This is a genomic window from Streptomyces sp. Ac-502, assembly GCF_045222935.1.
Classification (GTDB): Bacteria; Actinomycetota; Actinomycetes; order Streptomycetales; family Streptomycetaceae; genus Streptomyces; species Streptomyces monomycini.
In genome coordinates this window covers 4918373-4930897 of the sequence record NZ_JBHFFO010000001.1, presented here as the reverse complement: position 1 = coordinate 4930897, position 12525 = coordinate 4918373, and the positions used below count along the sequence as shown (strand labels likewise).

Genomic DNA, 12525 nt, shown 5'->3' with positions numbered 1-12525 from the left:
CGATGAAGATCAAGAAGGGCGACCTGGTCCAGATCATCACCGGCAAGGACAAGGGCAAGCAGGGCAAGGTCATCGCGGCCTTCCCCCGCGAGGACCGTGTCCTGGTCGAGGGTGTCAACCGGGTCAAGAAGCACACCAAGGCCGGTCAGACCGCTCGCGGCTCGCAGACCGGCGGCATCGTGACGACCGAGGCCCCCATCCACGTCAGCAACGTTCAGCTGGTCGTGGAGAAGGACGGCAACAAGGTCGTCACCCGCGTCGGGTACCGCTTCGACGAAGAGGGCAACAAGATCCGCGTTGCCAAGCGGACCGGTGAGGACATCTGATGACTGCCACCACCAACGCGCCGCGCCTCAAGCAGCGCTACCGCGAAGAGATCGCCGGGAAGCTGAAGGACGAGTTCTCCTACGAGAACGTCATGCAGATCCCCGGTCTGACCAAGATCGTGGTCAACATGGGTGTGGGCGACGCCGCCCGCGACTCCAAGCTGATCGAGGGTGCCATCAAGGACCTCACCACGATCACCGGCCAGAAGCCGGCCGTCACCAAGGCCCGTAAGTCCATCGCGCAGTTCAAGCTGCGCGAGGGCCAGCCGATCGGTGCCCACGTCACCCTCCGCGGTGACCGCATGTGGGAGTTCCTGGACCGCCTGCTGTCGCTCGCGCTGCCGCGCATCCGCGACTTCCGTGGTCTGTCCCCGAAGCAGTTCGACGGTCGGGGCAACTACACCTTCGGTCTCACGGAGCAGGTCATGTTCCACGAGATCGACCAGGACAAGATCGACCGGCAGCGGGGCATGGACATCACCGTGGTCACCACGGCGTCCAACGACGATGAGGGCCGCGCCCTGCTTCGTCACCTCGGCTTCCCGTTCAAGGAGAACTGACCGTGGCGAAGAAGGCTCTGATCGCTAAGGCGGCCCGCAAGCCGAAGTTCGCTGTGCGCGCGTACACGCGTTGCCAGCGTTGCGGCCGCCCGCACTCCGTCTACCGCAAGTTCGGCCTGTGCCGCGTGTGCCTCCGTGAGATGGCTCACCGTGGCGAGCTGCCGGGCGTGACCAAGAGCTCCTGGTAACACCCCTCCCGCACGTCCGACCAGCGCCCGCACGGGCGCCCCGGCGGACGGCAGGAATCATGTGGGTGGTTCCGGAGTCTCTCGGTAAGCATCTGTTCGGCGGGGCCCCGCCCTTTGATCCCGTAGGGTAGAAGGGTTGGGCGCCCCGCCGCCCAGGAACGACTTACTACGCCGAAGGTCCCCGCGCCGCACCCGTCCCGACCCAGCTCGGGGAGAGGGATGGCGCATACAGGAAACCCCGGCGAGAGAGGCCGAAGGCCAATTCATGACCATGACTGACCCCATCGCAGACATGCTCACGCGTCTGCGTAACGCGAACTCGGCGTACCACGACACCGTCGTGATGCCGCACAGCAAGATCAAGTCGCACATCGCGGAGATCCTCCAGCAGGAGGGTTACATCACCGGCTGGAAGGTCGAGGACGCCGAGGTCGGCAAGAACCTCACCCTCGAGCTCAAGTTCGGTCCGAACCGCGAGCGTTCGATCGCCGGCATCAAGCGCATCTCGAAGCCGGGCCTGCGGGTCTACGCAAAGTCCACCAACCTGCCGAAGGTGCTCGGCGGCCTGGGCGTGGCGATCATCTCCACGTCGCACGGTCTCCTCACCGGTCAGCAGGCCAGCAAGAAGGGCGTAGGCGGAGAAGTTCTCGCCTACGTCTGGTAATTCGGGAACGGAGGAATAGCTAATGTCGCGTATTGGCAAGCTGCCCATCCAGGTTCCCGCTGGTGTGGACGTCACCATCGACGGTCGCACGGTCTCGGTGAAGGGTCCCAAGGGCTCCCTGCAGCACACCGTCGCCGCGCCCATCGAGGTCGCCAAGGGTGAGGACGGCGTCATCGCCGTCACCCGCCCGAACGACGAGCGTCAGAACAAGGCCCTGCACGGCCTGTCCCGCACGCTGGTGGCGAACATGATCACCGGCGTGACCCAGGGATTCAGCAAGGCGCTCGAGATCAGCGGTGTCGGTTACCGCGTCCAGGCGAAGGGCTCCAACCTGGAGTTCTCGCTCGGTTACAGCCACCCGATCCTGGTCGAGGCGCCCGAGGGCATCTCGTTCAAGGTCGAGTCCCCGACCAAGCTGAGCGTCGAGGGCATCGACAAGCAGAAGGTCGGCGAGGTCGCCGCGAACATCCGCAAGCTGCGCAAGCCCGACCCGTACAAGGCCAAGGGCGTCAAGTACGCCGGCGAGGTCATCCGCCGCAAGGTCGGAAAGGCTGGTAAGTAAGCCATGGCATACGGTGTGAAGGTCGCGAAGGGCGACGCCTACAAGCGCGCCGCCGCGAAGCGTCGCCACATCCGCATCCGTAAGCGGATTTCGGGTACGCCGGAGCGTCCGCGTCTGGTCGTGACGCGGTCCAACCGCGGTATCACCGCCCAGGTCATCGACGACATCAAGGGTCACACCCTGGCGTCGGCGTCGACCCTGGACGCGTCGATCCGCGGCGGCGAGGGCAACAAGACGGACTCGGCCAAGCAGGTCGGATCCCTGGTCGCCGAGCGCGCCAAGGCCGCCGGCGTCGAGGCCGTCGTGTTCGACCGTGGTGGCAAGCAGTACGCCGGGCGGATTGCCGCTCTGGCCGACGCCGCCCGCGAAGCCGGGCTGAAGTTCTAAGCCCCGGTTCCGAGCTAGCGGACGTAACAGAGAGAGGTAAATCCAATGGCTGGACCCCAGCGCCGCGGGAGCGGTGCCGGTGGCGGCGAGCGGCGGGACCGTAAGGACCGGCGGGACGGCGGCGCAGCTGCCGAGAAGACCGCCTACGTCGAGCGTGTTGTCGCAATCAACCGCGTCGCCAAGGTTGTGAAGGGTGGTCGTCGCTTCAGCTTCACCGCGCTGGTCGTGGTGGGCGACGGTGACGGCACCGTGGGTGTCGGTTACGGCAAGGCCAAGGAGGTGCCGGCCGCCATCGCCAAGGGTGTTGAGGAGGCCAAGAAGCACTTCTTCAAGGTCCCCCGTATCGGTGGCACCATCCCGCACCCCATCCAGGGCGAAGAGGCCGCGGGCGTCGTCCTGCTCAAGCCGGCTTCCCCGGTACCGGTGTGATCGCCGGTGGCCCGGTGCGTGCCGTGCTGGAGTGCGCGGGCATCCACGACGTGCTGAGCAAGTCGCTCGGTTCGTCGAACCCGATCAACATCGTGCACGCCACGCGCGCCGCGCTCCAGGGCCTTCAGCGGCCCGAGGAGATCGCTGCCCGCCGTGGCCTGCCGCTGGAGGACGTTGCTCCCGCCGCTCTGCTGCGGGCGCGTGCCGGGGTGAACGCGTAATGGCTTCGCTCAAGATCACGCAGACCAAGTCCATCATCGGCAGCAAGCAGAACCACCGCGACACCCTGCGTTCGCTCGGTCTCAAGAAGATCAACGACGTGGTTGTCAAGGAAGACCGCCCCGAGTACCGCGGCATGGTGCACACCGTCCGCCACCTCGTGACGGTCGAGGAGGTCGACTGACATGGCGGAGAACAACCCGCTGAAGGTCCACAACCTCCGTCCTGCCCCGGGCGCCAAGACCGCCAAGACCCGTGTGGGTCGTGGTGAGGCGTCCAAGGGTAAGACCGCAGGTCGTGGTACCAAGGGCACGAAGGCCCGTTACCAGGTTCCGGAGCGCTTCGAGGGCGGGCAGATGCCCCTCCACATGCGCCTCCCGAAGCTGAAGGGCTTCAAGAACCCCGCCCACAAGCAGTTCCAGGTCGTGAACCTGGACAAGCTGGCCGCGCTCTACCCGCAGGGTGGCGAGGTCACGGTGACCGACCTGGTCGCCAAGGGCGCGGTGCGCAAGAACGAGCTCGTCAAGGTCCTGGGCCAGGGCGAGATCTCCGTGGCGCTGACGGTGACGGTGGACTCCGTCTCCGGCTCCGCCAAGGAGAAGATCACCGCTGCCGGTGGCAGCGTCACCGAGCTCATCTGAGCTCAGTGAATCAACTGACCGGGGATGCCCACGTATTGGGGCATCCCCGGTTGGTCGTTCCAAGGGGGCATGGTCGCCGGTAAGGTGGCGTGCACTGTTGCTGTATTTTCCGGGGTTCTTCCCCTGGACCCCCACCGCGTGGGCTAATGTCCTGCGCGGTTTTGGCCGCTTTGTATTCGTCGATCCTCAAGACCGTCACCTCTCGCTCCAGAGGCGGGAGGCGCAGGAGGCACCGTGCTCACCGCGTTCGCCCGAGCGTTCAAGACGCCCGACCTGCGCAAGAAGCTGCTGTTCACGTTGGGCATTGTGCTCGTCTACCGGCTCGGAGCGCACGTTCCGGTGCCCGGGGTGAACTACTCCAATGTCGACACCTGCATGAAGCAGGCCGGCGCCAACGGCGGCCTCTTCGGCCTGGTGAACATGTTCAGCGGTGGTGCGCTGCTCCAGATCACGATCTTCGCGCTGGGGATCATGCCGTACATCACGGCAAGCATCATCCTCCAGCTGCTGACCGTGGTCATCCCCCGTCTGGAGGCCCTCAAGAAAGAGGGACAGTCCGGACAGGCAAAGATCACTCAGTACACCCGGTACCTGACCGTCGCGCTGGCGGTCCTCCAGGGCACCGGACTGGTCGCGACCGCCAAGAGCGGCGCGCTGTTCCAGGGCTGCCCCGTCGCCAGCGAGATCGTGCCGAGCGACTCGATCTTCACGACCATCACCATGGTCATCACGATGACCGCCGGTACGGCCGTGGTCATGTGGCTCGGTGAGCTGGTGACCGACCGCGGCATCGGCAACGGCATGTCGATCCTGATGTTCGTCGGTATCGCCGCCGGCTTCCCCGGTTCGCTGTGGCAGATCAAGATGTCCGGCAAGCTGGCCGACGGCTGGATCGAGTTCTTCGCCGTCATCGTCGTGGGTCTGGCGATGGTCGCCCTGGTCGTCTTCGTCGAGCAGGCCCAGCGGCGGATCCCCGTGCAGTACGCCAAGCGGATGATCGGACGTCGCTCCTACGGCGGTACGTCCACCTACATCCCGCTCAAGGTGAACCAGGCGGGTGTGATCCCCGTCATCTTCGCTTCGTCGCTGCTCTACATCCCGGCCCTGGTGGCACAGTTCAGTGGGTCGAAGGCCGACTGGGTGGTCTGGATCGAAGCCAACTTCACCAAGGGCAACCACCCGGTCTACATCGTCACGTACTTCCTGCTGATCGTCTTCTTCGCGTTCTTCTACGTCGCCATCTCCTTCAACCCCGAAGAAGTTGCCGACAACATGAAGAAGTATGGTGGCTTCATCCCGGGGATCCGGGCCGGTCGCCCCACGGCCGAGTACCTCAGCTACGTGCTCAACCGGATCACGTGGCCGGGCTCGCTGTATCTGGGTCTGATCGCGCTGGTGCCCACCGTGGCGTTGGTGCTGTTCAAGGCCAACCAGAACTTCCCGTTCGGCGGGACGAGCATCCTGATCATCGTGGGTGTGGGTCTGGAGACCGTGAAGCAGATCGAGAGCCAGCTCCAGCAGCGCAACTACGAAGGGTTCCTCCGCTGATGCGAATCGTCCTCGTCGGGCCTCCTGGGGCAGGCAAGGGTACGCAGGCCGCGTACCTCGCCAAGAACCTCTCGATCCCGCACATCTCCACGGGCGACCTGTTCCGCGCCAACATCAGCCAGGGCACCGACCTGGGCAAAGAGGCCAAGTCCTACATGGACGCGGGCAACCTGGTCCCCGACTCGGTGACGATCGCGATGGCCGAGGACCGGCTGAACCAGGAGGACGCCCGCCAGGGCTTCCTGCTGGACGGCTTCCCGCGCAACCTGGGCCAGGCCGAGGCGCTGGACACCTACCTCAAGGCCAAGGCCGTGAAGCTGGACGCCGTCCTGGACCTGGAGGTCCCCGAGGACGAGGTCGTCAAGCGGATCGCCGGCCGCCGGATCTGCCGCAACGACAGCAGCCACGTCTTCCATGTGGACTACCACAAGCCGAAGACCGAGGGCGTCTGCGACCTCTGCGGCGGCGACCTGTACCAGCGCGAGGACGACCGTGAGGACACCGTCCGCAAGCGGCTGGAGGTCTACCACACGGAGACCGAGCCGATCATCGACCACTACAAGGCCCAGGACCTGGTCGTCACGGTCCCGGCCCTCGGCAAGGTCGACGAGGTCACCCAGCGCGCGATGGCCGCGCTCGGCAAGGCCTGACCGGCACGAGAAGCACGCACACGGCCGCGGTGCCCGGGCACGGGCGCCGCGGCCGTATCGTGTATGGGGTGGCCCGTGCGGCCGCGGCAGTGTCGTAGCAGTCGGTGTGAGGAAGGCGTCAGCCCCCATGGTGGAGATCAAGAACCCCGAGCAGATCGCGAAGATGCGCGAGGCGGGGCTGGTGGTCGCCGCCATCCACGCGGCCACCCGTGAGGTGGCGGTGCCCGGCGCCACCACCAAGGACCTGGACGACGCCGCGCGCAAGGTGCTGGCCGAGCACGGCGCCAAGTCGAACTTCCTCGGGTACGGCGGCTTCCCCGCGACGATCTGCACGTCGGTCAACGACGTCGTCGTCCACGGCATCCCCGACACCGAGACCGTGCTCGCCGACGGCGACATCATCTCCATCGACTGCGGCGCGATCATCGACGGCTGGCACGGCGACGCGGCCTACACCGCCTTCGTGGGCTCCGGTCACGCTCCGGAGCTGGTGGAGCTGAGCCGGGTGACCGAGGAGTCCATGTGGGCCGGCATCGCCGCCGTCCGCAAGGGCAACCGCCTGGTCGACATCTCCAAGGCGATCGAGGGCTACATCCGCCGCCAGCCGCGTCCGGCCAACGGCAAGTACGGCATCGTCGAGGACTACGGCGGCCACGGCATCGGCTCGCAGATGCACATGGACCCGCACCTGCTGAACTACGTCGACCGCAAGCGCGGCCGCGGCCCCAAGCTGGTCCCGGGCTTCTGCATCGCCATCGAGCCCATGGTCAACCTGGGTACGGCCAAGACCCACGTGCTGGAAGACGACTGGACGGTCAAGTCGAACGACGGCAGCTGGTCCTCGCACTGGGAACACTCGGTCGCGCTGACCGAGCAGGGCCCGCTGGTGCTGACCGCCCCCGACGGCGGCAAGGCGAAGCTGGCCGAGCTGGGCATCGAGGCGGCGCCCGACCCGCTGGCCTGAGGCCCGCACCCGGCCGGCGGTACGGGTCTGAGGCCCGCATCCGGCCGGCGGTACGGGCCGGACCCGAGGCGTAACGATCACTGTCCGTGGGCAATAATCGTGGATTCGTCTTTTCGGGAACGCTGACGTAGACTGACGCGTCGGCTGTCGTGCATCCGTGTGCCTGTTTTCCGGGTACGCATCCGCGCACAGTCGATCAAGGTAGCCGATTCGAAGGGCGAAGCGTGGCCAAGAAGCAAGGTGCCATCGAAATCGAGGGCACCGTGATCGAGTCCCTCCCGAACGCGATGTTCAAGGTGGAGCTTCAGAACGGTCACAAGGTCCTCGCGCACATCAGCGGCAAGATGCGGATGCACTACATCCGCATCCTTCCGGATGACCGGGTCGTCGTGGAGCTGTCTCCCTACGACCTGACGCGTGGCCGGATCGTCTACCGCTACAAGTAGATCTTGTCGACGCCCCCTCCCGTGGGGTGGCGGCACTGACCCGGAGAACCTCACACCCATGAAGGTCAAGCCGAGCGTCAAGAAGATCTGCGACAAGTGCAAGGTGATCCGCCGCCACGGCCGGGTCATGGTGATCTGCGACAACCTGCGCCACAAGCAGCGCCAGGGCTGACGCACGCCGACCTCTCTGCATTTCGCAGTATCTTCGCGCGACGCATACGCACAGTAATACGTACATACGCAGACACCCGACCTCTCGTGCCCGCCCCCAGGGCGCACGCAGGGGACGACACCCCCGGCTCGGAGGCCGGGGACCCGGCTCGTAATGCTCCAGAGTCTTACGGGAACGGTGCTGCGGAAGACCTCCGAATACCTCAGGAGCCAATCCATGGCACGCCTCGCAGGCGTTGATCTCCCGCGCGACAAGCGCGTCGAGGTCGCCCTCACCTACGTCTTCGGCATCGGGCGCACCCTGTCGCAGCAGACCCTCGCCGCCACCGGCGTGAACCCGGACACCCGCGTTCGCGACCTGGCCGAGGAAGACCTGGTCAAGATCCGCGAGTACGTGGACAACAACCTCAAGACCGAGGGTGACCTCCGTCGCGAGATCCAGGCCGACATCCGCCGCAAGGTCGAGATCGGCTGCTACCAGGGTCTGCGTCACCGCCGCGGCCTGCCGGTGCACGGTCAGCGCACCAGCACGAACGCCCGTACCCGCAAGGGCCCGCGTCGCGCGATCGCCGGCAAGAAGAAGCCGGGCAAGAAGTAGTCCTCAGCGGACGCTCATCAGCGGTCTTCGCTGTAGGACCGACCACCTCCACCGGGAGTAATACATGCCTCCGAAGGGCCGTACGGCCGGCGCCAAGAAGGTGCGCCGCAAGGAGAAGAAGAACGTCGCCCACGGGCACGCTCACATCAAGAGCACGTTCAACAACACCATCGTCTCGATCACCGACCCCACGGGCAACGTGATCTCCTGGGCCTCGGCGGGCCACGTGGGCTTCAAGGGCTCGCGCAAGTCCACGCCGTTCGCCGCGCAGATGGCTGCCGAGTCGGCCGCCCGCCGCGCGCAGGAGCACGGCATGCGCAAGGTCGACGTCTTCGTCAAGGGTCCCGGCTCCGGCCGTGAGACCGCGATCCGCTCGCTCCAGGCCACCGGCCTGGAGGTCGGCTCGATCCAGGACGTCACCCCCACGCCGCACAACGGCTGCCGTCCCCCCAAGCGCCGTCGCGTCTGACGTCGCGCGGCCGCTCGACGGCCGCAGCCTGTCGGTCCGCGCTCCGGCGCGGCCCGGCACCGGGCACTTTTCGGGCGGTACGCCGCGACTCCTGGGAGCCGCGCCGTGCCGCCCGTACCCTTGTAGACACCGCCGGGCCACCGTCCGGCGCAGCTGGCATCAAATAGCGGGTGCCACGACTGGAAGGCGAAACACCTCATGCTGATCGCTCAGCGCCCCTCGCTGACCGAAGAGGTCGTCGACGAATACCGCTCGCGGTTCGTGATCGAGCCGCTGGAGCCGGGCTTCGGCTACACCCTCGGCAACTCCCTGCGTCGTACGCTCCTCTCCTCGATCCCGGGTGCGGCGGTCACGTCCATCCGCATCGACGGTGTCCTGCACGAGTTCACCACCGTGCCGGGCGTCAAGGAGGACGTCACCGACCTCATCCTGAACATCAAGCAGCTGGTCGTCTCCTCGGAGCACGACGAGCCCGTCGTGATGTACCTGCGCAAGCAGGGCCCCGGCCTGGTCACCGCCGCGGACATCGCCCCGCCGGCCGGTGTCGAGGTGCACAACCCCGACCTGGTCCTCGCCACCCTCAACGGCAAGGGCAAGCTGGAGATGGAGCTGACCGTCGAGCGCGGTCGCGGCTACGTCTCCGCCGTGCAGAACAAGCAGGTGGGCCAGGAGATCGGCCGTATCCCGGTCGACTCCATCTACAGCCCCGTGCTGAAGGTCACCTACAAGGTCGAGGCGACCCGTGTCGAGCAGCGCACCGACTTCGACAAGCTCATCGTCGACGTCGAGACCAAGCAGGCCATGCGGCCGCGTGACGCCATGGCGTCGGCCGGCAAGACCCTGGTCGAGCTGTTCGGTCTGGCGCGCGAGCTGAACATCGACGCCGAGGGCATCGACATGGGCCCGTCCCCCACGGACGCCGCCCTGGCCGCCGACCTGGCGCTGCCGATCGAGGAGCTGGAGCTCACCGTTCGGTCGTACAACTGCCTCAAGCGCGAGGGCATCCACTCCGTGGGTGAGCTCGTCGCCCGCTCCGAGGCCGACCTGCTCGACATCCGCAACTTCGGTGCGAAGTCGATCGACGAGGTCAAGGCGAAGCTGGCCGGCATGGGTCTGGCGCTGAAGGACTCGCCTCCCGGGTTCGACCCGACGGCTGCGGCTGACGCCTTTGGCGCCGATGATGACGCGGATGCCGGGTTCGTGGAGACCGAGCAGTACTGAGCCCGCCTGCGGCGGGTCGGCCGGGAACGGCGGCCCGCCGTACTTGGGTGCAGGCTTGATCGGCCCTGAGGCCTCGTCCTCAAGCGCCGGACGGGCTGAATTGAAAGTCTTCCGCGTGGCACCCGCCTCGTGGGAACTGACACCGGTACCTGATACGGCCGGTGCAGCAATGAAGGAGAAATACCATGCCGAAGCCCGCCAAGGGTGCCCGTCTGGGCGGCAGCGCAGCGCACGAGCGTCTCATGCTGCGCAACCTGGCCACCGCGCTGTTCGAGCACGGCCGGATCACGACGACCGAGGCCAAGGCCCGTCGTCTGCGTCCCTACGCCGAGCGTCTGGTGACCAAGGCGAAGAAGGGTGACCTGCACAACCGTCGTCAGGTCATGACGCTGATCTCGGACAAGAGCGTCGTGCACACGCTCTTCACGGAGATCGCGCCGCGCTTCTCGGAGCGTCCGGGTGGTTACACCCGTATCACCAAGATCGGCAACCGTCGTGGCGACAACGCCCCGATGGCCGTCATCGAGCTGGTCGAGGGCGAGATCGCCAAGAAGGCCACCGTTGCCGAGGCCGAGGCCGCGACCAAGCGCGCGGTGAAGGAGTCCGACGAGGCCGCCAAGGCCGAGGACACCAAGGGCGAGGCCGCCGAGGCCCCGGCCGAGGAGTCGAAGGACGCCTGAGCCTGAACACAGGCCACCGGACGGGCCCGCTCCCCTCAGGGGGCGGGCCCGTTCCGCTTGAGAGGATGCACGCGTGAGCGATGAAGTGGAGCCCGGGTTCGTACGGGTGCGGCTGGACCTTTCCTACGACGGGAAGGACTTCTCGGGCTGGGCGAAGCAGCGCGCGCGGCGCACGGTCCAGGAGGAGCTGGAGACCGCGCTGCGGACGGTGACGCGGTCGGCGGAGACGTACGAGCTGACGGTGGCGGGGCGGACGGACGCCGGGGTGCACGCGCGCGGGCAGGTGGCGCACGTGGACCTGCCGGCGGAGCTGTGGGCCGAGCACGCGGACAAGCTGCTGCGGCGGCTGGCCGGGCGGCTGCCGAAGGACGTGCGGGTGTGGCGGGCGGCCGAGGCGCCGTACGGGTTCAACGCGCGGTTCTCGGCGATCTGGCGGCGGTACGCGTACCGGGTGACCGACCATCCGGGCGGCGTGGACCCGCTGCTGCGCGGCCATGTGCTGTGGCACGACTGGGACCTGGATGTGGACGCGATGAACGCGGCGTCGCAGGCGTTGCTGGGGGAGCACGACTTCGCGGCGTACTGCAAGCGGCGTGAGGGCGCGACGACGATCCGTACGCTCCAGACGTTGAGCTGGGTGCGGGACGCGGACGGGATCGTCACGGCGACGGTGAAGGCGGACGCCTTCTGCCACAACATGGTGCGCTCGCTGGTGGGCGCGCTGCTGTTCGTGGGGGACGGGCACCGGCCGGTGGAGTGGCCGGGCAAGGTGCTGGCGGCCGGGGTGCGGGACTCGGCGGTGCACGTCGTACGGCCGCACGGGCTGACCCTGGAAGAGGTCGGCTATCCGGCGGACGACCAGCTCATGGCCCGTAACAAGGAGGCGCGCAACAAGCGGACCCTGCCGGGGGGCGGCTGCTGCTGAGCCGCCCCGGGGCGGGCGTCAGGACTGGGCGCGGGCGGCCTTGGCCGCCTGGTCCGTGCCGCGCTGCCAGATGCGGTGGTACGCGTACTGGCCGCCGTCCCGCCCTATCTGGAGGGCCTTGGCGGACGCCTTGGTGACGGGCGAGCCGTCCAGGTTGCCGGCGATGGTGAAGTAGGCGTAGCGGCCGGTGGCGTTGGCGTACGTGGTGCAGGGCGAGCCCTGGCAGAAGGAACTGACGCCGTCGCCCGCCAGCGGTGCGAGGCCGGGCTTGTCGGCGGCCTTGACCTTGAACGCGGCGGCCTTGGAGTCGAAGACCGCGACGCCGACGGTGACCGCCACGCCGTCCTTGGCGTAGGTGGCGCGCAGCAGCTTCTTGCAGCCGTTGTGCTTGAGCAGCGAGCCGAGGGCGCCGTAGGTGCCGGCCGTGCAGTCGTCGGTGACGTCGGTGCTGTGCCGGGGGTAGCTGTTCTTGCCGAGCACCATGGCCTGGTCGGGGAAGAGGCCGGCGGGGGTGAGGGCGGCGGTGTCCTTCTTGGGGTCGGTGATGTAGTCCCGCGGGTTCGGCGGCGGGGGGACCGAGACCTCGGAGAAGGAGGGTTCGGGGGCGGCGGACTCGGACGGCAGGGTCACCGGGCGCGGCAGGTCGCCGCCCTTGTTGCTGGTGATCACGGCGGTGGCGACGATGCCGGCCACGGCCGCGGTCGCCAGTGCCCCGCCGCCGATGAGCAGCCATCGTCTGCGGCGGCCGCGCGCCTCGCTCTCGTCGGCGAGCGCGTCCCAGTCAGGAGTCGAGAAGTCCGGTCCCCCGGGGCCGAACGGCCCACCATTCCCAAAGCTCATGCCGCGCATCCTAAACCGGTTGGTGGAACGGGCGGCG

At 67.4% G+C, this 12525-nt stretch carries 19 protein-coding genes and 1 pseudogene; 19 read left to right on the top strand and 1 reads right to left on the bottom strand.

The features are described from left to right. Positions 1–2 precede the first annotated feature (2 nt). From rplX to truA, 19 genes and pseudogenes are all read left to right on the top strand, one after another. Positions 3–326 carry a 50S ribosomal protein L24 gene (rplX, locus tag ACEXOX_RS22155; protein ID WP_030016985.1) on the top strand — a complete coding sequence of 108 codons (324 nt, stop codon included), beginning with the start codon at positions 3–5 and terminating at the stop codon, positions 324–326. Further along, positions 326–886: a 50S ribosomal protein L5 gene (gene rplE, locus ACEXOX_RS22150; protein WP_030016984.1), complete on the top strand. Its 561-nt coding sequence runs from the start codon at positions 326–328 to the stop codon at positions 884–886. Before rplX ends, rplE begins: the two co-directional genes overlap by 1 nt. A gap of 2 nt (positions 887–888) precedes the next feature. Beyond that, a complete protein-coding gene (locus ACEXOX_RS22145) occupies positions 889–1074 on the top strand; it encodes a type Z 30S ribosomal protein S14 (protein WP_004571834.1) in 186 nt (61 codons plus the stop codon). Positions 1075–1339: 265 nt separating this feature from the next. Then, positions 1340–1738, top strand: coding sequence for a 30S ribosomal protein S8 (rpsH, locus tag ACEXOX_RS22140; RefSeq protein WP_227046489.1), 399 nt, complete (start codon positions 1340–1342; stop codon positions 1736–1738). A 22-nt stretch (positions 1739–1760) separates the two neighbouring features. Next, positions 1761–2300: a 50S ribosomal protein L6 gene (gene rplF, locus ACEXOX_RS22135; RefSeq protein WP_406522744.1), complete on the top strand. Its 540-nt coding sequence runs from the start codon at positions 1761–1763 to the stop codon at positions 2298–2300. Between the two features lie 3 nt (positions 2301–2303). Further along, positions 2304–2687 (top strand): 50S ribosomal protein L18, encoded by a 384-nt coding sequence (gene rplR / locus ACEXOX_RS22130; RefSeq protein ID WP_406522742.1) that lies wholly within the window; start codon positions 2304–2306, stop codon positions 2685–2687. A 45-nt stretch (positions 2688–2732) separates the two neighbouring features. Next, a pseudogene (gene rpsE, locus ACEXOX_RS22125) lies at positions 2733–3337 on the top strand (30S ribosomal protein S5). Beyond that, on the top strand, positions 3337–3519 hold the full coding sequence (gene rpmD / locus ACEXOX_RS22120; RefSeq protein WP_030016980.1) for a 50S ribosomal protein L30: 183 nt from the start codon (positions 3337–3339) through the stop codon (positions 3517–3519). Before rpsE ends, rpmD begins: the two are co-directional and overlap by 1 nt. 1 nt (position 3520) lies before the next feature. After that, positions 3521–3976: a 50S ribosomal protein L15 gene (rplO, locus tag ACEXOX_RS22115; RefSeq protein ID WP_030016979.1), complete on the top strand. Its 456-nt coding sequence runs from the start codon at positions 3521–3523 to the stop codon at positions 3974–3976. 234 nt (positions 3977–4210) lie between these two features. After that, positions 4211–5524 (top strand): preprotein translocase subunit SecY, encoded by a 1314-nt coding sequence (gene secY / locus ACEXOX_RS22110; protein WP_406522740.1) that lies wholly within the window; start codon positions 4211–4213, stop codon positions 5522–5524. Beyond that, on the top strand, positions 5524–6174 hold the full coding sequence (locus tag ACEXOX_RS22105; protein ID WP_406522738.1) for an adenylate kinase: 651 nt from the start codon (positions 5524–5526) through the stop codon (positions 6172–6174). The genes secY and ACEXOX_RS22105 overlap by 1 nt, the downstream gene beginning before the upstream one ends. Positions 6175–6301: 127 nt before the next feature. Beyond that, the gene (gene map / locus ACEXOX_RS22100; protein ID WP_030016976.1) at positions 6302–7138 is read left to right on the top strand and encodes a type I methionyl aminopeptidase; all 837 of its coding nucleotides are present in this window, start codon (positions 6302–6304) and stop codon (positions 7136–7138) included. Between the two features lie 224 nt (positions 7139–7362). Next, the gene (infA, locus tag ACEXOX_RS22095; RefSeq protein ID WP_003956442.1) at positions 7363–7584 is read left to right on the top strand and encodes a translation initiation factor IF-1; all 222 of its coding nucleotides are present in this window, start codon (positions 7363–7365) and stop codon (positions 7582–7584) included. 58 nt (positions 7585–7642) lie between these two features. Then, positions 7643–7756 (top strand): 50S ribosomal protein L36, encoded by a 114-nt coding sequence (gene rpmJ, locus ACEXOX_RS22090; protein ID WP_003956441.1) that lies wholly within the window; start codon positions 7643–7645, stop codon positions 7754–7756. A 216-nt stretch (positions 7757–7972) separates the two neighbouring features. Then, positions 7973–8353, top strand: coding sequence for a 30S ribosomal protein S13 (gene rpsM / locus ACEXOX_RS22085; RefSeq protein ID WP_004571844.1), 381 nt, complete (start codon positions 7973–7975; stop codon positions 8351–8353). Between the two features lie 64 nt (positions 8354–8417). After that, positions 8418–8822: a 30S ribosomal protein S11 gene (gene rpsK / locus ACEXOX_RS22080; protein WP_004571845.1), complete on the top strand. Its 405-nt coding sequence runs from the start codon at positions 8418–8420 to the stop codon at positions 8820–8822. Between the two features lie 198 nt (positions 8823–9020). Continuing rightward, positions 9021–10043: a DNA-directed RNA polymerase subunit alpha gene (locus ACEXOX_RS22075; RefSeq protein WP_003956430.1), complete on the top strand. Its 1023-nt coding sequence runs from the start codon at positions 9021–9023 to the stop codon at positions 10041–10043. 185 nt (positions 10044–10228) lie between these two features. Then, positions 10229–10723: a 50S ribosomal protein L17 gene (rplQ, locus tag ACEXOX_RS22070; RefSeq protein WP_406522735.1), complete on the top strand. Its 495-nt coding sequence runs from the start codon at positions 10229–10231 to the stop codon at positions 10721–10723. 73 nt (positions 10724–10796) lie between these two features. After that, on the top strand, positions 10797–11648 hold the full coding sequence (gene truA, locus ACEXOX_RS22065; protein ID WP_030016974.1) for a tRNA pseudouridine(38-40) synthase TruA: 852 nt from the start codon (positions 10797–10799) through the stop codon (positions 11646–11648). A gap of 18 nt (positions 11649–11666) precedes the next feature. On the opposite strand, the gene ACEXOX_RS22060 is transcribed toward truA, so the two are convergent. Beyond that, the gene (locus ACEXOX_RS22060) at positions 11667–12488 is read right to left on the bottom strand and encodes a hypothetical protein (protein WP_406522733.1); all 822 of its coding nucleotides are present in this window, start codon (positions 12486–12488) and stop codon (positions 11667–11669) included. Positions 12489–12525: the final 37 nt, after the last annotated feature.

Coding starts and splice junctions, on each gene's coding strand:
- ACEXOX_RS22075 (WP_003956430.1), top strand. CDS start 9,021: ATGCTGATCGCTCAGCGCCCCTCGCTGACCGAAGAGGTCGTCGACGAA.
- map (WP_030016976.1), top strand. CDS start 6,302: ATGGTGGAGATCAAGAACCCCGAGCAGATCGCGAAGATGCGCGAGGCG.
- rplE (WP_030016984.1), top strand. CDS start 326: ATGACTGCCACCACCAACGCGCCGCGCCTCAAGCAGCGCTACCGCGAA.
- rpmD (WP_030016980.1), top strand. CDS start 3,337: ATGGCTTCGCTCAAGATCACGCAGACCAAGTCCATCATCGGCAGCAAG.
- rplO (WP_030016979.1), top strand. CDS start 3,521: ATGGCGGAGAACAACCCGCTGAAGGTCCACAACCTCCGTCCTGCCCCG.
- ACEXOX_RS22060 (WP_406522733.1), bottom strand. CDS start 12,488: ATGAGCTTTGGGAATGGTGGGCCGTTCGGCCCCGGGGGACCGGACTTC.
- rplR (WP_406522742.1), top strand. CDS start 2,304: ATGGCATACGGTGTGAAGGTCGCGAAGGGCGACGCCTACAAGCGCGCC.
- rpsH (WP_227046489.1), top strand. CDS start 1,340: ATGACCATGACTGACCCCATCGCAGACATGCTCACGCGTCTGCGTAAC.
- ACEXOX_RS22105 (WP_406522738.1), top strand. CDS start 5,524: ATGCGAATCGTCCTCGTCGGGCCTCCTGGGGCAGGCAAGGGTACGCAG.
- rpsK (WP_004571845.1), top strand. CDS start 8,418: ATGCCTCCGAAGGGCCGTACGGCCGGCGCCAAGAAGGTGCGCCGCAAG.
- rplX (WP_030016985.1), top strand. CDS start 3: ATGAAGATCAAGAAGGGCGACCTGGTCCAGATCATCACCGGCAAGGAC.
- rpmJ (WP_003956441.1), top strand. CDS start 7,643: ATGAAGGTCAAGCCGAGCGTCAAGAAGATCTGCGACAAGTGCAAGGTG.
- rpsM (WP_004571844.1), top strand. CDS start 7,973: ATGGCACGCCTCGCAGGCGTTGATCTCCCGCGCGACAAGCGCGTCGAG.
- rplF (WP_406522744.1), top strand. CDS start 1,761: ATGTCGCGTATTGGCAAGCTGCCCATCCAGGTTCCCGCTGGTGTGGAC.
- rplQ (WP_406522735.1), top strand. CDS start 10,229: ATGCCGAAGCCCGCCAAGGGTGCCCGTCTGGGCGGCAGCGCAGCGCAC.